An 18,329-nucleotide genomic window follows, 5' to 3' on the forward strand; every position below is an offset into this window, starting at 1 on the left:
CCCGGACGTACGCGACGACGTCACGATGCTGGTGCTGGCGCCGTGCCCGCCGTCCGGGCCGTGACGACGGCCGGCGGGGGGGCCCCCCCCGGCGGGGGCCCCCCCCCCACGAACCGGTACCGCCCGTCCCAAGGACTCCGAGAGGCAGCAAGATGCAAGGCCAGCCGCATACACAGATAGTCGTCAACCACACAACCCGGACCGCGTTCGTCGGAGGCTCCTACACACGTAAGAGCAGTGCGCTGCGCGGAGCGCAGCGGGTCGTGCGCCGCCAGGGAACCGACATCGTCTCGGTGCTGGTCTGCCCTGTTCATCAGCGAGCCGACTACCTGAGCATGGCGGACGTCCACGCAGACGTCATGATCTTCGCCGATCCGTCGTGATCGGAGCACCTCGAACGCAGTACCACCGCATGGAGGGCGAGCAGCCCGCCAGCCTGAACAGGAAACGCCCGCAGCCACATGGCTGCGGGCGTATTTCGTCGTGAGCTGCGCTTGGTGATCAGTCGATGTACTTGCTGGCAACCCACCCTGTTCGGCCCTTCATCTGGCCGTTCAGGACGTAGACCCGCATCCAGCCGGCCACCTTCGCCTTGCACTTCACCTCGACGCCCTCGTACTTGAGGATCAGGCCGTATGAGGTGTACTTCGTCCCCGGACCGCTCCGCAGGTTGACGTTCTCCGTCGGGTATGTCCACCAGTAGCCCTTGGGATACGTCTTTCCGCAGGCGGACGTGCCGACGGCGGCGGTGCTCGCCTGGGCTGTCCCGGCGAGCGCTGGCACCATGAGCAGGGCGGCAGTGGCCCCGGCGGCCAGTTTGGTCGTACGGCTGAGCTTCTGCGTCAGTTTCACGGATGTCCTCTCGTCGCCGAATTGCCTAGGGCTGAGCAGGGATTCCTGTACCGGGCCGGGCTGTCCTGTCGGAGGTTTCGGCAGGCCGGCCGGTGTTCCCTCCGTCTGGAGTTGGGGGCGGACCTTCCCGGTCGGGATGGTCAGGCTGCAGACCTCGGCGACGGTTCGAGTCGGGCCAAGGCAGGTTCAGGAACTTCGACGTCACGATTCCTCCTTCGACACTGTGAAAGTCGGCCTACGCAGGCTGGACGGTGCGTTCGGGCTCACGGTGGGCACTGGGGCTCGGTCAGGAGCGAGGTGGACGAAACTGCACGGGAGGGACACGCGAAGGCGGCCGGACCTGAAGAGGTCCGGCCGCCTGCATCGCGGCGTGTGCCGATGGGTCAGACCGGTCGGGAGAACCGGCAGGGACGACGGACCGAGGTCTTACGGATGGAGCGCATGACACCTCCTGTTGGCGGACCCTCTGGATGAGGGTGGCGCCACAGTAGGAAGCGGAAGGCGGGCGTGCGGCTGCAATTCCCGCCCTGGAGATTTACCCCTCCGGGTGTTGTCTCCGGTACGGGGAATCGGACGTGTCCCGGTTGGTCAGGCGGCACGTGACTGGCTACTGCGCGCCGCGGCGCGGCGTAGGAGAACCGCGTGTTCCTGGACGATGAGGTCGTCGGTGAACTGGTCGGGGGTGCCGGTGACGGTGAGGGTAGCGACCAGAGCGTCGCCGCGAAGGACCGCGGTTGCCAGGCTGTGGGTGGAGCTCGTGCGACTGGCAGCGATTCTGCTGCTCGTCACGGTTCGCGCGAGGTCCTCGCACAAGCGCAGGGGCCGGCCGTCGGCGGTGCTGGTCATCTGCGGCGGCAGGAAGGCCAGGGCGATCCGGCCGGCGGCTGTCCGGGAAAGGTCTCCATCCTGCTGGGCGGCGTCGAGGCGCAGCGCCAGCCGGGGGCTGACCACGTCGACCAGGTCGAGGTGCAGGCCCGCCCCAGGACGCCAGCCTGGGACGTGCCACGCCGTCGCCAGGTTCGTGTCCCTGTGCAGGGCGCGTAGCGTCTCGGTGATCTCTGGAGTGCTGGTCCGCACTGGGGCAGGGCCGAGCAGGACTGCGGCGTCGCAGGTCAACCGGTAGGTGCCGTAGCGCTCGCCGGGTTCGGCAAAGCCTTCTTCGACAGCAGTCAGCAGCAGGCGGGAGGCATGGCCGGGGCGCAGCCCGGCAGAGTGTGCGATGTCGGCGACCTGGTGCTCGATGTCGGCGCCCAGCTGCGCCAAGGCACGCAGGACGCGGCCGAACGCTCTGGCGGACCGATTGGGTTGTGTGGTGGCCGCCGCTGCGGTCACAGGCTGTTGAGCTGCAAGAACAGGCATGGGGCACCAACTCGATTCGCACGGTGACGCGACTGGTTGAAGGTCGTGTCCCGAGAGTGCCAACGAGACCGGACACCGGCTTCTACGCCCTGAGCAGCTGCTCTGTGGGTGGTGTCGTACACGCCGGCCCGCGGGGCCGACGGAGGCCTGGGAGCCGAGTAGATGCCGGAGCAACGCTCTCATCGGCGGTAAGGACAGGCCCTGGGCAGAAAATCTCGCACGGTGTTGGGATGTACGGCATTCGCCCGTTCTACTGAGGCTTGCCCAGCCTTCCCCAGCCCACAGGAGCCCCGATGACCAGCCTGAATCCCGGATCGATTCCCCCTTCCGGAGGGACGGCAGCCGAAGCCACCCTGCCCTCTGCCGCCGCGCGGCACACGCTCCTGGAGGACTGGCACGCTGCGGGTATCGCCGCCGAGCGTGCTCACCTGGACTACCTCGCCCAGTGGGCGGCGGAGAAGGTTCCGGCCGCGTGCACGGTGGTGTTCCAGGCGGAGGACAGCAAGAACGGCCCCCAGTGGTCCGATCAGAAGGTGACCTTCCTGGGCAGCAGTTCCGGCGCAGAGGACGTCCCCCTCGCGTCCTACGACTCCAGGAACGACCCGGAGGTGGTGCAATCGCTGGATGCACTCACTGAACTCACGCCGCCCGCCCATGAAGACGACGAGCTCCACATAGTCGTCACGAGGGCACGGGCTTGAAGCAGCGGCCGGGCACGGCCAGGGCCCGTGCCCGGCCGCTGTGTGGGTCAGCTCTCCGCCTCGGTAGGCCCAAGGCCCAGCAGGCTGACGCTCAGACGCTGAACTCGTGCGCGGGACTGCAGTTCACAGGGCGCGCGCCGCTCTTCTGAACGCAGACACGGATCTTGTGGCGGCCCTCGAACAGGGTGGGGGTCCGCCAGGAGCAGCTGCCGTTGTTGTAGGAGTCGGTGACGGTGGTGATCACCGAGCCGTCCATCCTCAGGATCTGGACGGCCGCCTTGTAGCCGTCGGTCTTGATGTCGCAGGCCGTCACCCTGCCGTTGACGTGGTTGTAGTAGCCCGAGGCGCCGTTGCCGCTGGAGTACCACCAGCCGGAGCTTGCGGACGCGGGCGTGGCGGAGATCGCGGCAACCGCGAGCGCGCTTCCCAGAGCGACAGGGAGGGAGCGCTTGATGAAGTGGGGCACTGGCACGGCTTGCTCCTGTTCATAGCGGGACGAACTGTCGCCAAGACTGTGCCGGTGAAAGCGGACACCATCGCCCGCTGTCCTGTCCGCTCGGTGCGCGATCATGAAGCCTATGTCTCCTTCCCAGGGCCTATGCCTTGCCGCACTGCTTTTCACGACCGCGGGAGCTGCTGTCGGCGTCGTTGCGTCCCTCAAGATTCGACGCACTCGGCGCCTGCTTCAGGAAGGCTCGGCGGCGCGGGGTGTGGTGACCCGCCATGAGCAGGCTCGTATCGCACCAGGCGCGGACTCCATGAGTACCAGCCGTAGCTCCGGGACCGCCGTGTACTACCCAGTCATCGCATGGAGCACGGGCGATGGCGAAGCGATGGAGACCAGGGCGGACATAGCTCGCCCCAAGAAGAAGGCCCTCCCCGTCGGTGCTCGCGTCGATCTCCGCTACGACCCGAAGGATCCGTCACGCTGGATGCTCCCTGCTGAGGGCAACGGCTTCTGGTGGCTCTTCGTCGCCCAGGGTGTGCTATTCGTCGTGATCGGCTTGGGGTTCTTGCTCGGGGCCTGGTCAAACAGGCTCTGAACCGGAGGGCTGGAGAGAGGGCGACCCTCCGGGAATTCGCAGCATCTCCCCTTTGACCCACTGGCCGGATTGACTGTCACGATCGCACTGGGCACTCGCCTGACGCCTCCGACTCTGGCTGGCACGTTCCGCCGGGCAGCCACATCTGAAGGACCTCCACAACCGCATGTTCGATTACAGGGCCCACTTGTTCCCCGCTGATGAAGCTGACCTCGGCGCCCAACCGCACGAGTTGTCACCTGCCCGCGCCCTCGCCGAGCTTCGCGATGCCCTGGCCGGATGGATCGCCGAGACCGTCGAGCCGTTCACTGATCAAGCGTTCAACCCTGACCGGGAGCACGGCGGGCACATCGCCATGAGCCTGTTCGAGGCAGTGAGACACCTGCGTACGACCAGCGATTCAGCGGCGTTGCGCACCGCCACGATTCTGGAGCACGCAGCCGTCAACACCCTCTACGCAGCGAACCTGGCCCGCCGCCACGGCTCGGACCAGGCGCCGTACGGGCCCACGGACCTGAGCACATATGTCCGATCGTCGTACGCCGCTGCGGTTTCCGCCGTTCGTCAGGCTCACGTCGCCGCTGCCACAAACCCCTGCTCCTGCGGTCGCTGCCCGGCACGCTGAACCTTTCTTCACCATGTCGGTGCGGGCGTGGTTGGCCGGTGGCGCTCCAGGCTGACGCCGTCAGGATTCGCAGTTCCTCGCACCGCACCCCCTTGACGCCGTGGGATGCGCAGACGTCGATCAGGAACCGGTAGCTCTTCTACGGGACCGACCGGTCGGCGGCTGCCCGGCCACCTCAGGACGGGCAGATTCACACTGCACCGACTGGAGAACCATGCGCGAGAGCCACCCCGTCGACCGTCTCCTTCTGCTCGCCGGCGAACAGATAGAGGCGTACGCGCGCGCCCTATGGCGGCAGGCGTGCACCGATGTGGCTGAGATGCTGGCCCGCGACGGCCTGCCCCTTTCGGCCGGCATCGTAGAGGCACATCGTGACCTGACCGAACTCGATCACCCTGTGCCCACACGGCCGGAACAGAGCACCCACAAGCCTGGCTGCCGGGCTTTCGATTGCCGATGCGGCTGCCCCCGGGCTCAGGACTGCTCGGACTGCCAGCGATGCATGTGCTGGCGGTCGGAGTGCTGTGCTGAAGTCGCCCTGCAAGCGGCACGGCGCGGGGAGCACACCAGGGCAATCCGTGCCCTGCTCCCCCTTCTCGACCCGCAGACGCTCACCGCGATCCGCGAGAGCGCTGCAGCAGCGGAAGAGAGCGCGTGGCGCCGGGTAGCCGCCCGTCGGGTACGCACCCTCGCGCCGGGCAGAGACCGCTACACGATCGCCGTTTTCGAGGCTGTGGAGACGAAGCTGGGAATGAGCCACGCCGGCTTCGTCGGCCAGGACGTGGAGCTCTACGCCGAGGGGCAGGACGATCCGAACGAGGCGGTCGACCTGGACGACGGGGAACTGGCCCGGGCTCTGGGTGCACTCAGTGCACTTCTCCGTCCAACGGAAGGCCATCGTCTCGTCGTGGACCTGCATCTGGGCTAAGAGCAGTCGTAGGTCGTGTCGAGATGCGACCACGCTGAGCCGCCGGCCCTCGTCAGCTGTCTGAGTCCGTGGGACTCAGACAGCTGACGCCCACGTCCCTGCGACAAGGCGAGGGAGGGTGTCAGATGCCTTCCAGGAACCGGCCATAGACGTCGGTGAGCGTCCGCAGCTGGGAGGAGCCGTCATCACCAAGAGGGTGCTGCTCCCACCAAATCCGGATCTGCGCTGTCTGCTCCAGACCACGTTCGAGGGTGATGCCGGCCCGTTCGAGCCAGGCACTCCGCGCGTCTTCCAGCTCGACAAGGAGTTCGCGCCCAGGCCGCCGCCCTAGCTTGTTGTTCACCAGGGCGGCGGCTTCGTTCTCCGGCTGGGCCTCGGCGGCCGGGGAGGCCACCCGCAAGACGTCGCGCACTTCGGTGATGCGAAGCCCGGTCTCCTCCAGGGCTTCGACCGTTTCCCACAGTGCCTGAGCGATGTCTTCCTCGGTCTGCATGGAGACGAGTACGGCGCCGCCCGGTGCGCCGGGCCAGCGAGCAGCGCCGGTCAGCCACTCCCAAGTGGCCGTGCCAGATCGCTCGAGGTTGCCGGGGAGCGCTGCGATGTCCGGGGCGCCGAGGAAGTGGACGTACGCCTCGTACGACCATCCGCCGTCCGGCATCTCATCAGCAGCTGGCAGGTCGAACAGCGAGCTTTGGCCCTCGCAGATGTCCAGGTCATCTTGCATGCGATCACCCTAGGTCCGGCACGCCTGTGCCTTGGACCCCCGAGCATGGCCAGCGGGCGGCCCGCGCCCCGCCGGCCCCCGGTCCACCGGGTCGAAGGTCCAGAGGCAGCCGGGTCAGGCCCGCAGGTGTAATTCGCGACGGCACGACATCCTCGCGACTTCTCGGGTCTCGTGGTGGGCGGCAAGAGTGTCGGGCGGATGCGCCTGAGTACGCCGACCGCGCGTGCAACTTCCTTGCCACCCAGCCGCACCAGCTTCCATAAGGAGTACCCGTGAACCATCTCCCCTTGGCTGAGTCCGAGGTCAACGCGTTGGCGTTGAGCATGATCGATCTGCACATGATGCACATCGTCAACGGTGTCCCCCAGCAGCCGGCGTTCATCAAGGGCCGCGAGCATGAGTGCGTTGCCGCGGAGCTGGGGTTGCCCGTGTTCGCACTCGACGACGCCCTGCGTGCCTACGTCGACGAGCACCGCCGCTTCCTCTCATGGCATCCCGTAGCGCCTCTGGGTATCAGCGCTCACAAGCTCGCGTCAACCGGGTGGGTTGTCAGTGCTCTGGAGACGAGGGCGGCCCTGGCCGTGCTCGACAGGAGCAGTAGCAAGTTCGTACGCGCGGTCGTGGGGGGCCGCTTCGGCGCCGCTGGCGCGGACCTTGAGACATGGGACGACTGGACGAAGCTGCTGCGGGGCAGCGCGGACTCCGGTTCCCCGCTCCTCTTCGGTCCGCCGACATACGACGGCCCCTGGGCCGAGGCCGAGCTCCTCCTCGACAGCGACTGGCGTTCGGCCTAGTTCTCGCCGTCGTTCCCTGCATCCGGCCGGATAGAGCAGAGTGGTCTCGCGGGCGGGGAGGGACTCTGCCCGTGAGGAGGGGGTGCCCGAGTCATGAGGACTCAAGAGCGGGGAGAGTCTCGCGCCAGCATGCTGGTTGCCGTCGACGAGCGTGATCTCGCCTTCGTACCGGAAGCCCGCGGCAGCGGTGAGCCGTTCTCCCTGTACTGGCGCAGTGTGCATGCTCGGGCGGAGAAGGCTCTGACAAGAGGCGAACAGCCTCTGCTGGCACCCTTGGTCGACTTCGCCTACGTCCGCGCCTGTAACGACGTAGGGCTGGACCCTCGCTCGAAGGCTGGCTTCGACGCGTACGCGGACCGCTTGCACCCGGTGGACGCGCTGTGGCCGTTCGCTGGGGAGTCGCCAGAGGCGATGCTGCGGCAGATGCGCAGGGAGCAGTCGGCGTGGGCCATGATGATCCGCTGCCGGAAGGTGTTCGGTGCGGCACAGTCCCGTTTTGGCCCTCAAGCGGAGGCTTGGGCCAGGGACTGCTCTGCCCGCGTCCTACACGCCCTCATCGATGAGGTGCACGGGGGTGCACCGTCGACCGCTGCGTACGGCCTGGTCACCCTGGTGGCCAAGGCCGCTGGTCTCGAACTCGGCGCATACTCGCTCGCGGTAGAGGCTGGGCCGAAGCCGGGGGTCCAGGATCGGGACCGGGAGCGTTTCACCGCGGCGTTGGGGGCCTCCCTCATCGCAGGCGCCAAGGGAGTCTTGACCTTGGAAGTCGGGGATGCGCAGCGGGTGCAGGTCTGGGAACTGGCGGATCAACGACTTGCACCCAGCGAACATGCGCAGCTCCTTCTGGAGCCGAACGGCCACCACGCGCCCCAGCCGCGGCCGACGTACGTGCCCGGCCCTCCGCTCCCCCAGCCCATCTGACCGATTGCTGTTCGAAAGGATGAACCGAATGAACACCATTCCGGGGCACCCTCACGGAAGGCACTTCCGACACTGCTTCGTCTACGAGGGGAGCTTCTGCTCCTGCGGAGGCCGGTACGCCGGAGACGACGCTGGCCCGCGCCTGGACTTGCCTCCCACTCCCTTCAATCTGCTCGTCCCCCGCCGCCCGCCCCAGGACGAAGTGCTGTGAGCAACGCTGTCGTCTCTGCTCACGGGCCAGGGCTCGATCCCACCGGCACGCCGTGGGCTGTCCACGGAGCAGCCATGGTCGAACAGTGGCTCAACGACTTCTTCTGGAAGGACATACCCCTGGGCCACTTCGTCACGGGGGTCGACGTGGCCTTTCTGGACGGGCCAGCCACACCCCTGTGGCGCAGCAAGGCCCCCTGCCGCGCCTTGCCCGCCGACCCGCCCCTGGAAGACGCGCCGCCCCTCGACGAAGCCTTCTACAACATGTGGCACCCGCTGTGGTACGAGCTGGTCGATACATGGCATCTGACGGGCACGTGGCTGCACCCCGAGACCTCCTACTGCATCGACCAGCTCGCCTTCGCCGAGCAGCGGGCCTACCTCTACATCGGCTGCCACGACCGGGAGAACCCCTCAAAGCCCAGGCGATACAACGCGAGTCTCAGCCCCATCTCCCACGATCAGGGGGTGATCGCCTTCCCCCTGCGAACCTTCCGAGCCCTCGAGTTTCACGCAGCCGGATACTGCCCAGAAACGGCAATGCTGCTGTGCGCCGGCACCGCGGTGGTCGAATCCGCTGTCCACGAGGCGCTGGAGATGCACCAGTCCTTCCCGGGACAACCCGTTCTGGATCCGCACACCGCAGGCCTCACCATCGACGTGACCATCCACTGGGGACATGGCGGGGTTTCGACCACCGGCCAGGCGCACGCCCAGTAAACGCCCGGCAGCGAGGCTCTCAGGAGCCGCTTCAGCCCTCGACGCCTCTTCCGGGGAGCAGAATCGCCCCCCGTGCTGTCCCGGTGTTCGGCGAGCCTCACGACGAGCGCCTGTTCGAAGGCATGCTGGCCGCCGTCGAGAAGCACCATGAGGAGACTGGTCCGGCGTCCCGACTGACCTTGAACTCAACGGCGTGCCGTACATCGACGATGGGGACGTACGGCACGCGTGTCAGGGTGGTGTCGGGCGCCTGGCGGGCCGACCCTCGATGAGATCCAACACCCACGTCGTCGGCGCCCGACACGGCCAGTGTTCCGTACTGGAGCCCCTATTCACAATCGCTTCCGTCGCTCGATGACCGCCGCAAGGCCCCCGCGCGAGGTCGAGCCGGCAGAAGTTCGGTCTCGTAACCGACGGCGACGGCGTGCGCCGCGCTCCGGGCTCGAAGTGCTCCTCGGAGCCTGGCGACGAGGAGGCCGACCGTCTGGGAGCGCACCCGGAGCGCGGTAGCGATCTCGGTGTACGAGTATCCCCGGGCCAGCAGGTGAAGGACTGCTGCCTCGTGCTCCGTCAGTTGGGGACCCCACCGCTTCAGGACGGGCCGATCGATGTGGCGGTGTTCGACCTCACACCCGACGCCCACGGCCTGCAGCTGGGTGGATATCTCCTCGGCCAGTGCAACGGATCGGTGCCGGCCGCCCTCACAGAGGACATGGACATCGACGCGGTGCAGCTGTCCGCGGGGCGGAGCTGGGAGCCGGAGGAGAGCCAGTGTGCGTTGCACGCTGCGGTCGACGAGCTGGTCTGCTCCGCGCGTGGACATAACGTAGTGACGTACCTCAGGGTCCAGGCCGGTGGAGCGGAGCATGCGCTCACGGACGGCAGGGTCGTCAGGCGGGTTACGGAGCGGACGGGCGTCTACGCGAAGGGCGTTGCCACTCGGAGCGTCATGATGACCTTCTCCGTACGAGGTGATCACCGACTGAATGAACCCGGAGGGACGGGCGTGGCCGCGTAAGGCGTGCAGAGTCATGAGCTCAGTGTTCCGACGCTTCACGGGCCGGGGAGGGAGTTGTCCTTGTTGCCTGTTGCCACTCTCGTCTACCGCTCCGCCCGGTCGCGGCCCCGGACGGGACTGGCACCCGAAAAGGACTGTCGCTTATTGGCCGGTTAGACGTAGTCTGCGAGCAGAGGCCGAGACCATCTGCGCAACCCCCCCGCGCTGGTGCTCGGCCTCTCATGCTGTCGATATCGTGAGGCTGCGCCGAATACGGGTGGACGCGCCAAGTTGCTCGCATCTTCCTCGGCGCCGTGCCTCGGCCGCACCTTGGATTCGCGGTCGCTGGGTGTCTGGCCACCTCGAGCGTGACGATCGACTGCATGTCCACAGCCCCCGATCAACAGACACCCGCAGCAGCCCCGCAAAAGCGCCGGCCCGTCGTCCGGCCGACGCGGTTCTCCGTGAACCTGCTGCCCGAAGAAGCGCCCGACCGGGACGCCTTCACCATCACCGTCGAGTACAACGGATCCGGACGCTATCGAGTCATCCGCAACGAACTGTGCTCCCTCGGCGTCGACGGGAAGTGGTCCTGGGGGTACCAGTGGCCTGGAGGCGACCGAGAGCCGGTTACCGACGCCGAACGGGACGACTACCACGCAGGACGTGACGCCTGGGTTGCCAGCCACCAGTTCGATCTTGAGACTGCGCTGCGCCTGGCCGAGCAGGCTGCTCCCCACGTTCGGGTCATGCGCACCACCGCCGCCCAGGCGCTCGCAGACTACCTCGCGGAAATGGAGCGCACCGGCCGCTCAGACTGAGGTGAACACGCGCCCGTGTCCCCTTCTCCACGCAGAATTCGCAGACCGTCGCTTCCCCTGGGCTCCAGGGCGATGCTCGTCGGGCAGACGCCGTAACACCGTGAGCGAAGAGAGTCTCCGATCATGCAGAAGAAGAAGCAGATCACTGGCGATACGCGACGCAAGCTCGCCGCCGACTTCAAGAAGAAGTACGAGGCCGGCGCCTCGGTCCGAGCCATCTCGGACGAGCAGGGAAAGTCGTACGGATTCGTCCATACTCTGCTCGGCGAAGCCCAGACGACCATGCGCAGCCGAGGTGGAGCTCTCCGGAAGAAGACCGCCTAGCGGGCTGGAAAGGAAGTCGACTGAAGCCAGTCCGCAGGCAGCGGGGCCCCCACCACCTGGTGGGGGCCCCGCTGCGGATGACCGCTACTTGCCCTTGGCGGCTTCCTTCAGCTTGGAACCGGCCGCGACCTTCACGCTGTAGCCGGCCGGGATGTCGATCGGGTCGCCGGTCTGCGGGTTACGGGCAGTGCGAGCGGCACGGTGAGTGCGCTCGAAGGTCAGGAACCCGGGGATGGTGACCTTCTCGTCGCCCTTGGAGACGATGTCACCGACGACATCGGCGAAGGCTGCCAGAACAGCGTCAGCGTCCTTACGGGTCACCTCGGCCCGGCCTGCGAGCGCTGCCACCAGCTCACTGCGGTTCATGCGGTTACTCCAGAGTCTCTGAGCGTCCCCAGCCAGCAGGTGCTTCGGCCGGGGTGTCGCCATCCTCGCATCCGGCACTGACAACGGAACGTAGTCGACGTGCCGAGCCGGACCGGCCGCCCAGCTGAGAACCGCGAGACGAAGACCACGCCGCCGAAAGGCAGGATGACCGTGGTCAACACAAGGGAGGTTTCTCGGTGGCGGCGGACCTGCCCTCACGTCATGGCTAGCGGATAGCTGTCCGTCGAGGAGGACATCAGGTGCGCTCAGGCGGGTTCCGTCGGAACTCCGCTGCATGCAGGCAGTGCGCCCAGTGTGCGAGTCCTTCCTCGATACGCGCGAGCGCCGAGTAAGGGGTGTGCTGGAGTACCTGGGTGGCTTGGTTCAGCTCACCGGCGGCGATGGCCTCGGCAGCCTTCTGCCAAGAGGTCTGAAACTGTTGCTCCGCTGCTATGTCGAAGTGGTCCTCGGGTAGCCCGGCCGTCAGGCCCTCCGGCAGTTTCAGCAGCGCTCGGGACAAGAGCGCGTCCAGGGCGCGCTCGCTCTCACTGAGGGACTCGGCCGTGCCGGTCATCTCCGGAACCTCCTCAACGGGTATGGAGATGCCGGCGGCGATGGCCTGGTCCATGTCGTCGAACACGTCGGCGATGTCCGCGAGGTCTTTGGCGAGGTACCGGATGCGGCCCAGAGCGCGGGCCATGGCTGGCAGCAGGATCTCTGCACGCTCGTGCTCGGGAGGGGAAGACACACGGGCTCCGTCAGGTCGGATCGGCGTTTCGGGGAAGTAGGGAGCACCCTATGCAGGTCGAGCGGCTGGTGGTTCTGGGGGTGGAGTCGCATCGGCCGCCGAGCGCTGTTTCACGCCACGGAGACGCACGGTCGACGTTCAGACGCTGGGGGCAAGGAAGTCGCGGGCGCCGCGGAGGGTGGTACGGAGCTTTCGTTGGGTACGGCGGCTGTCGAGGCGGACATCGAGCGCCCCGGGAAGCGTCGTGTCCGCCCGCAGACCCTGTGGCAGTCGGGAGGGGTCGAGTCGGTCGCGGCGGGCGATGAGAACGCCGAGCTCGTATCGGGTAACGGCGTGGGCGCCCGCAAGGTGATGTACGCCGCGCGCGTCGGTGGCGGCGAGTTCCAGTAGGCCGGCGGCGAGGTCGCTGACGTGCACGGGGCAGCGGATGTCGTCGGTGAACAGCGCTCCGTCGCGGCGGCCGGCCGCGAGGTCGTGGACGATGCGCACATGTGCGGATCCGGTGCCGCCGATGATGAGGGAGGTGCGGGCGATGACGGAAGCCGGGTACAGGAGGCGTACGCCTGTCTCCGCCGCGGCCTTTGCGGCGCCGTACGGGGTCAGCGGGTCAGGATCACAGGCTTCGTTGTAGTGAACGCGGCCCAGGCCGGAGAACACCGCGTCGCTGGAAACGTGGACGAGGCGGCTGTCGTGCTGGGCCGCAGCCATGGCCAAGCGGATAGGGCCCTCAGCTGTGACTGTCCAGTCAGCGTCACTGCTGGTGGCGTTGATCACGACGCTGGGCCTCACCTCCGTCATCACGGCTTCGAGGCGGTCAGGGTTCCGAAGGTCCAGCTCGTGCCACGTTGCGGCCGGGACGCTGCCGGGCCTGGACGCGAAGGTCGCGGCAGTCGTGTGCCCCGCTGCTGTCGATTGGCGGACCAGCTCAGCCCCGAGGAGTCCACTGCCGCCGACGATCAGAACAGTCATGGCGCGACCGTAGAGGATCCATCGCCGTCCCGACCCGGAATCTCGCCTGGAGCCATAAGGGTCCGCCTCTACTCCCGGAGGGTGCAGGCTTTCGGCCGGGGTGAGGAGCCCGCTGCAGCTCGTTGCCGGACTGCCTCAACCGTGACACCTCTCGGAGGGGTGTTCGCCAAGGGGCGCCACGCGGTTCGGGGAGGGGCGACAGCCAGAGCTCGCATCGAAATAATGTTCCCTTTCTGGATACATGCGGTTACGTTCGGTTCCACGCAAGATCGCAAGGGGGGTTCCATGCACGCCGATACTGCTCTTCCTGGCCGGCCGCCGGGTATCCGAGAGGACGCTGACGGCCTGACGTCGCGCCAGCGCGCCGTCTTGACCTGCATCCTGAGCTCCGTCCGAGAGCGCGGTTACCCGCCCTCGATGCGTGAGATCGGGCAAGCCGTGAAGCTCTCGAGCACCAGCTCGGTCGCTCACCAGCTCCAGGTACTCGAGCGCAAGAGCTTTCTGCGCCGTGACCCTCAGCGTCCCCGGGCGTATGCCCTCGCCCCCCGCGCCCAGGCCCTGGTCGACGCCCACCGGCTGCCTACGCCGCTTGAGGAGGAGGACGTGGCTGTGCGGGCCGCCCAGGCGGCGCGAGCGGCCGCCGTGGCGCATGTCCCGCTCGTAGGACGCATCGCCGCCGGACCGCCGATCCTGGCCGAACAGGATGTCCAAGACGTGCTGCCAATGCCTCGTGCGGTAGTCGGTCACGGTGACCTGTTCGCGCTCCTGGTGGCCGGCCAGAGCATGATCGATGCCGGCATCCGTGATGGCGATGTGGTGACTGTGCGCCGGCAGAGCAGCGCCGAGCCCGGCGATATCGTGGCCGCTCTCCTGAGCGATGGTGAGGCGACCGTGAAGAAGCTCCGTATCGCGGACGACGGCGCGTGGTTGATGCCGTGCAACCTGGCCTACCAGCCCATCAGGCTGGGAGACGACGGGGTGATCCTGGGCAAGGTCGTTGCCGTTATGCGATCCCTGTGACCCCCTCCTGACTGGGACACGAGTTGCCGGAGCTACCGCTCCTCCTCAGCGACCTGGCGCGCAGCCTGCGCAGCATGTCGTCCAAGGTGATCAGACGGGGGCGCAACACCCCTCCGGCAGTTCGCCATCCTGCAGAGGCACCAGGGCCCCGGACCTTGCGTTGCCCCCATGCGGGTGGCGCCGCCTGATCCGGCTCCCAGGGGCTGCTACGCTCGGCCCGCCCCAGTTTCTCGTGGGGCGGGCCGAGCGCAGGCCCGCGTTGTCGGCCCGGCTGACGCGCTACGGAAAGGTGCTCTGCACCAGCGCATTCAGACCTTCTGAATGCCCACGGAGCTGCCATGCCTGCTGATCACGCCCGTAAAAGCCGTGTACGCCGCCGCGGAGAGGACACCGGCGAGTCGTATACCGAAGCGGCCAGGGCCGTACGACGCGAGCGCAGTGCGTACAACCGGGCGTCTTGGGATCCGTGGATCGCTCCCCGCTGCGAAGTAACTGACCCGATCGCAGGGCATGACCCATGGCTGTCCAGTCCGTGCCCGGAGGGCTGCCCGACGCGGGAGAACCCGGATTACCGCGCCTACCTGGAGACCCTCCCCCCGACGGAGCGTCTGCCGCGCCCGGCACCCAGGCGGGACCCGTACGTGTGCCCTGGCGCTGACTCATGCACCGACGCCGGCTGCAGCTGCAACTACGTCCATCTGGCGGTTTGCCGGGACTGCGACGCCGTCTACAGCCCCGAGCTTGAATCCCCATGTCCGAACTGCGGCCGGCGACCGGAGTAGCAAGCGTCGCCAGAGGATCTCCTCCGCTGATCAAGCAACGGAGGAGCCGACGCTCTTCGTCGAGGGCTCCTGCTGAACGCTCCAAGCGCTCTCGGCGACGGAGCGTCGGTCGTGCTCCGTACGGGCTGCGGTGAGCAGGCCCTGCCACGACGTGACGGTCGGGCGCCTACGCAAGAGAGCGCGGCGCTCACGCTCGGTCATTCCACCCCAAACGCCATGCTCTTCCCTGTGATCGAGGGCGTATGCGAGGCATTCGGTCCGCACCGTGCAGCCCGTGCAAATAGCCTTTGCTCTGCTCTGAGCCGAGCCCTGAACGAAAAGCTCTTCCGGGTCTCCCGTCCGACATGATCCTCGTGCACGCCAGGCTTCCTGGCCCCCCTTGTTCACCGACCCCGCCCTCTCACCTCGTCATCCCCTCCCCCGCCAAACTCAGCAGGCAAGTGCCGCGACGCTACGCCAACCGTTTCTGCGACGAAATAGCGGCCGCGTAGAGTGACCCGATCGAGTGAACAGCTGGCCAGATACCTACCGTCTACGGCTGGAACTCCGCAGCTCAGGAGTCCCTGAGCACGGGCCGCGCCAACTGACGTAGAGATCTCCGAAAGACCGAAGGGAAGAGCACGATGCCGCAGGCACAAGATCGCAGGACCGCCGGCAGTCTTGCCTGCGGGGCGGCGGTGTGTGCCTTCCTGACGCTCGTCACCGGCACACTCTTCCTGGCTGTCACAGCCAGTGGTCTGCTGGTCGGAGCGCTTATGGCGCATCGCCGGACGCTTGAGCCTCGCCCGTACTGGTACTGGCCTGCGTGGCTGACCGGCGCGACCGTGGCTGCTCTCCTCGCCACAGCCGCCGACGAGGCGGCCCGCCTTCTGCTCCTGCCTCTGGCCGCTGCCGAGGCCATCATCGGCCTCGTCCTCCTTGTTCTGTGGAGTCGCCACCGGCACGGCCGCGGCGACTGGATCGTCTGGCTGCCCGAGACCGGCGTGACCCTGCGCCGCGAGTGGAGCCGCCGGGCGGCGATCCACTGGGCGCAGACAGAGTGGCGCGGGCCGCGGTGCGCAATCAGCCCTGCCGAGTCGTTCCCCGAGGTGGCAGCTGCCACTCCTCTGTACCCGTACCGCGATCGGCCAGGGATCACGGGTGTGCGGTCAGCCGAGCACGGCTGGACACGCCCCACCGGTTGAGGAGCTTGGGACGCGCGGGCACCCCAAGAAGGTTCCGGCCGCCGTTCGTAACCCGGAAGACGAGCGCGTCCCAAGCTGCGGCCCGGCCCTTCCTGTCCTGTCCTGAACGAGCGATGCTGCGCGGCTGTACGACTGCTTCGTTACGGCCTCTCACCACGAAGCCACGGCGCCGGCAGCTGCAGGCAGCCGCGATGTAACCCTCCATCGAAATTCGCGGCACTTCGCTGAGTGAGCCGTGCACGACGACGCTCCGCTGTGCACACCGTCTCGCTCAAGGGAAGCAGGACCTCCGGCATGGCCCGCTACATCAAACCCGAACCCCCCTTCACGCTCGACCGCGTGGAGATGACCCAGCACCCAGCACGCACCGTCCGCGTCCGCCGGATCGCGGCCGCGTTGCAGATCCTGGGCATGAGCGCCCTGATCGGAATGACGGCCGCGACCGGCACCACCCTCATCCACACGCTCATGAGCAAGGCACGGACCTGGCACGAGATGGTCAGCTGGTGGCATCCGGCGCTGGCGTTCCTCGTCCTGGTCCCCGTCGCTCTGTACGTCTGGCGCTGGGACCGCATCAAGGCCGGTTGGCTCTTCCGCGGCTACCACCTGGGCGATGAGGAGCTGTACATACGCACCGGCCTTCTCTACCGGCGGTTCACGGTCCTGGCCTACGCCCGGATACAGGAGGTCAACGTCGTCTCCGGCCCCATCCAGCGCCGCTACGACCTGGCAACCGTCATCATCAGCAGCGCGGCCGGGTGTAACGGCATCGCTGATACGGCCGGGCGTAACGTCATCGCCGATGTCGACCCGCAGACCGCGTACGAGCTGCGCGACCGGCTGACCGACCTCGCCCGGAAGCAAAGGCTGCCGGTATGACGCTGTCTCCCCTGCAGGGCCGCCTTCATCCGGCCACCCCGCTGCGGCGCAGTTGGGCAGTGCTCGCCGCGCTTACAGGTCTGGCGTACCAGCAGCACAACCTCTTCAGCGTGGGCACTTCAGACGCGAGGAACAAGATCGACGTGCCCCTTTGGGTCGCCTGTACAGCCGTAACGGTGGTTGCCGCGGTCGTCCTGAGCCTGTTCATTGCGTCGTGGAGACTGAGCCACTACAGCCTGGATGGTGACGAACTCGAGTACCGCAGTGGCCTGCTCTTCAAGGTCCGGCGTCACTGCGAGCTTCACCACGTCCAGAGCGTCGACATCGGCCAGCCCTTCTTCGGCAGGCTTCTTGGGGTCTGCACCCTCCGAGTCGTGATGTCGGGCACGACGATGACCCTCTCCTACCTCACCCTCAATCAGGCAAGAGCGCTCAAGGCCCGTATCCTCGCCGAAGACACCGCCGATGAGCGGCTGCACCAGGTCAGGACTGCGGACCTGGTCGTGGCTCTCCTCCTTGATCTCGGAACGAACCTCAAGTCGCTCCTCCTCGTCGGAATCGGCGTAGGCCCGTACGTTCTCTCCGGCGAGCTGTTCACCCTCTCGACGCTGGTCGCCTGTGTACCCAAGGTGTGGAAGCTGACGGGGCGGCGGCTCTTCACCTACAGCCGGTGGTCAGTCACCCGTATCGCCGAGGGCAGCTATCGCACCGACCATGGCCTGTTCGACACCCAGCAGTACACCTACCGGGCCTCCCGCGTCGCATCCATCGAACTTCATCAGCCCGTTCTGTGGCGACGGTTCAACTGGGTCGAGGTGCGGGTGGCCGTGGCCGGAGCGGGAAAACCCGGCGTGCTGCTGCCTGTGTGCCCGCGCACCGTCGCCGAGAAGTTGGTGCTTCACCTCCTTGGGGCGGACGCCGTGGCCCATCTCCACGCTCCCATTCCGGCGCCTGGGGAGGCCCGCAGGGCGACGCTCTTCCACAGGGCGCTCGGCTACCGCCTCGGCAATGGGTACTTCGCCACCTGGCGCGGCTACTTCTTCCGTAACAGCATCACGATCTGCCCCGCTGCTCGAATTCAGACGGTCAGCGTTCGACAGGGGCCATGGCAGCGCAGGCTCGGCCTCGCCAACGTGCACGCGCATATGGCAGGAGGAAACCGCGTGTCAGCAGTCCACCGCACATCTGCCGAGTCAACCGATCTTGCGCAGCGCCTGCACCAGGCGTCCGCGCTTCATTGACCTCGGCCCACGCCGATCGCGTGGTTCCGTACCCTGGGCCAGCCCGTTTTCGAGCCGGTAGAGGACTGTCGCGAGGAAGGCCGGAAGGCGCGCACGCGCCTTCCGGTAGAGGCCACCATAA

The 18,329-nt window shown here is 67.2% G+C and carries 22 protein-coding genes; 13 read left to right on the forward strand and 9 right to left on the reverse strand.

The features are described 5' to 3' along the window. Positions 1 to 501: 501 nt before the first annotated feature. Both ACPXCS_RS35300 and ACPXCS_RS35305 read right to left on the reverse strand, forming a co-directional pair. Entirely contained in the window at positions 502 to 852 is a 351-nt protein-coding gene (locus ACPXCS_RS35300; protein WP_413093287.1) for an SH3 domain-containing protein, read from the reverse strand. A 588-nt stretch (positions 853 to 1,440) separates the two neighbouring features. Next, positions 1,441 to 2,115, reverse strand: coding sequence for a hypothetical protein (locus tag ACPXCS_RS35305; protein WP_413093288.1), 675 nt, complete (start codon positions 2,113 to 2,115; stop codon positions 1,441 to 1,443). Positions 2,116 to 2,504: 389 nt separating this feature from the next. On the opposite strand from ACPXCS_RS35305, the gene ACPXCS_RS35310 reads away from it, so the two are divergent. Next, positions 2,505 to 2,912, forward strand: a complete 408-nt coding sequence (locus ACPXCS_RS35310; RefSeq protein ID WP_413093289.1) for a hypothetical protein — start codon at positions 2,505 to 2,507, stop codon at positions 2,910 to 2,912. A 91-nt stretch (positions 2,913 to 3,003) separates the two neighbouring features. Here the strand turns inward: ACPXCS_RS35310 and ACPXCS_RS35315 are convergent, their stop codons facing one another. Then, positions 3,004 to 3,384 (reverse strand): hypothetical protein, encoded by a 381-nt coding sequence (locus ACPXCS_RS35315; protein ID WP_351867215.1) that lies wholly within the window; start codon positions 3,382 to 3,384, stop codon positions 3,004 to 3,006. A 106-nt stretch (positions 3,385 to 3,490) separates the two neighbouring features. Between ACPXCS_RS35315 and ACPXCS_RS35320 the strand changes: the two genes are divergently transcribed. The 3 genes from ACPXCS_RS35320 (at position 3,491) to ACPXCS_RS35330 (ending at position 5,508) form a co-directional block, all read left to right on the forward strand. After that, positions 3,491 to 3,955, forward strand: coding sequence for a DUF3592 domain-containing protein (locus ACPXCS_RS35320; RefSeq protein ID WP_413093290.1), 465 nt, complete (start codon positions 3,491 to 3,493; stop codon positions 3,953 to 3,955). 166 nt (positions 3,956 to 4,121) lie between these two features. Continuing rightward, positions 4,122 to 4,580: a hypothetical protein gene (locus ACPXCS_RS35325; protein ID WP_413093291.1), complete on the forward strand. Its 459-nt coding sequence runs from the start codon at positions 4,122 to 4,124 to the stop codon at positions 4,578 to 4,580. 214 nt (positions 4,581 to 4,794) lie between these two features. Then, positions 4,795 to 5,508, forward strand: a complete 714-nt coding sequence (locus tag ACPXCS_RS35330) for a hypothetical protein (RefSeq protein WP_413093292.1) — start codon at positions 4,795 to 4,797, stop codon at positions 5,506 to 5,508. Positions 5,509 to 5,629: 121 nt separating this feature from the next. Here the strand turns inward: ACPXCS_RS35330 and ACPXCS_RS35335 are convergent, their stop codons facing one another. Next, a complete protein-coding gene (locus tag ACPXCS_RS35335; protein WP_413093293.1) occupies positions 5,630 to 6,232 on the reverse strand; it encodes a hypothetical protein in 603 nt (200 codons plus the stop codon). A 272-nt stretch (positions 6,233 to 6,504) separates the two neighbouring features. On the opposite strand from ACPXCS_RS35335, the gene ACPXCS_RS35340 reads away from it, so the two are divergent. From ACPXCS_RS35340 to ACPXCS_RS35350, 3 genes are all read left to right on the forward strand, one after another. Further along, positions 6,505 to 7,026, forward strand: coding sequence for a hypothetical protein (locus tag ACPXCS_RS35340; RefSeq protein WP_425823955.1), 522 nt, complete (start codon positions 6,505 to 6,507; stop codon positions 7,024 to 7,026). Positions 7,027 to 7,155: 129 nt separating this feature from the next. Next, the gene (locus tag ACPXCS_RS35345; RefSeq protein WP_413093295.1) at positions 7,156 to 7,947 is read left to right on the forward strand and encodes a hypothetical protein; all 792 of its coding nucleotides are present in this window, start codon (positions 7,156 to 7,158) and stop codon (positions 7,945 to 7,947) included. 285 nt (positions 7,948 to 8,232) lie between these two features. Then, positions 8,233 to 8,877, forward strand: coding sequence for a hypothetical protein (locus ACPXCS_RS35350; RefSeq protein ID WP_413093296.1), 645 nt, complete (start codon positions 8,233 to 8,235; stop codon positions 8,875 to 8,877). 328 nt (positions 8,878 to 9,205) lie between these two features. On the opposite strand, the gene ACPXCS_RS35355 is transcribed toward ACPXCS_RS35350, so the two are convergent. After that, positions 9,206 to 9,910: a RapZ C-terminal domain-containing protein gene (locus ACPXCS_RS35355; RefSeq protein ID WP_413093297.1), complete on the reverse strand. Its 705-nt coding sequence runs from the start codon at positions 9,908 to 9,910 to the stop codon at positions 9,206 to 9,208. 347 nt (positions 9,911 to 10,257) lie between these two features. Between ACPXCS_RS35355 and ACPXCS_RS35360 the strand changes: the two genes are divergently transcribed. Both ACPXCS_RS35360 and ACPXCS_RS35365 read left to right on the forward strand, forming a co-directional pair. Next, positions 10,258 to 10,695 (forward strand): hypothetical protein, encoded by a 438-nt coding sequence (locus ACPXCS_RS35360; RefSeq protein WP_413093298.1) that lies wholly within the window; start codon positions 10,258 to 10,260, stop codon positions 10,693 to 10,695. Positions 10,696 to 10,818: 123 nt separating this feature from the next. Continuing rightward, positions 10,819 to 11,019 (forward strand): helix-turn-helix domain-containing protein, encoded by a 201-nt coding sequence (locus tag ACPXCS_RS35365; RefSeq protein ID WP_413093299.1) that lies wholly within the window; start codon positions 10,819 to 10,821, stop codon positions 11,017 to 11,019. Between the two features lie 84 nt (positions 11,020 to 11,103). On the opposite strand, the gene ACPXCS_RS35370 is transcribed toward ACPXCS_RS35365, so the two are convergent. From ACPXCS_RS35370 to ACPXCS_RS35380, 3 genes are all read right to left on the reverse strand, one after another. Next, positions 11,104 to 11,385, reverse strand: a complete 282-nt coding sequence (locus ACPXCS_RS35370; protein ID WP_413093300.1) for an HU family DNA-binding protein — start codon at positions 11,383 to 11,385, stop codon at positions 11,104 to 11,106. A gap of 256 nt (positions 11,386 to 11,641) precedes the next feature. Then, complete coding sequence (locus tag ACPXCS_RS35375) at positions 11,642 to 12,133, reverse strand: hypothetical protein (protein WP_413093301.1); 492 nt, start codon at positions 12,131 to 12,133, stop codon at positions 11,642 to 11,644. A gap of 138 nt (positions 12,134 to 12,271) precedes the next feature. Further along, positions 12,272 to 13,102 (reverse strand): SDR family oxidoreductase, encoded by an 831-nt coding sequence (locus ACPXCS_RS35380; protein ID WP_413093302.1) that lies wholly within the window; start codon positions 13,100 to 13,102, stop codon positions 12,272 to 12,274. A gap of 285 nt (positions 13,103 to 13,387) precedes the next feature. Between ACPXCS_RS35380 and lexA the strand changes: the two genes are divergently transcribed. Next, the gene (lexA, locus tag ACPXCS_RS35385; RefSeq protein WP_411098996.1) at positions 13,388 to 14,122 is read left to right on the forward strand and encodes a transcriptional repressor LexA; all 735 of its coding nucleotides are present in this window, start codon (positions 13,388 to 13,390) and stop codon (positions 14,120 to 14,122) included. Between the two features lie 812 nt (positions 14,123 to 14,934). Here lexA and ACPXCS_RS35390 read toward each other — a convergent pair. Next, on the reverse strand, positions 14,935 to 15,291 hold the full coding sequence (locus ACPXCS_RS35390) for a WhiB family transcriptional regulator (protein ID WP_413093303.1): 357 nt from the start codon (positions 15,289 to 15,291) through the stop codon (positions 14,935 to 14,937). Between the two features lie 236 nt (positions 15,292 to 15,527). Here ACPXCS_RS35390 and ACPXCS_RS35395 point away from each other — a divergent pair, with 236 nt between their 5' ends. The 3 genes from ACPXCS_RS35395 (at position 15,528) to ACPXCS_RS35405 (ending at position 18,208) form a co-directional block, all read left to right on the forward strand. Then, positions 15,528 to 16,088: a hypothetical protein gene (locus ACPXCS_RS35395; RefSeq protein ID WP_413093304.1), complete on the forward strand. Its 561-nt coding sequence runs from the start codon at positions 15,528 to 15,530 to the stop codon at positions 16,086 to 16,088. A 294-nt stretch (positions 16,089 to 16,382) separates the two neighbouring features. Beyond that, positions 16,383 to 16,967 carry a PH domain-containing protein gene (locus ACPXCS_RS35400; protein ID WP_413093305.1) on the forward strand — a complete coding sequence of 195 codons (585 nt, stop codon included), beginning with the start codon at positions 16,383 to 16,385 and terminating at the stop codon, positions 16,965 to 16,967. Beyond that, positions 16,964 to 18,208 (forward strand): PH domain-containing protein, encoded by a 1,245-nt coding sequence (locus ACPXCS_RS35405; protein WP_413093306.1) that lies wholly within the window; start codon positions 16,964 to 16,966, stop codon positions 18,206 to 18,208. The genes ACPXCS_RS35400 and ACPXCS_RS35405 overlap by 4 nt, the downstream gene beginning before the upstream one ends. The last annotated feature ends 121 nt before the right edge of the window (positions 18,209 to 18,329 follow it).

The sequence above is a fragment of the Streptomyces sp. DT190 genome, assembly GCF_049846985.1.
Lineage (GTDB): Bacteria > Actinomycetota > Actinomycetes > Streptomycetales > Streptomycetaceae > Streptomyces.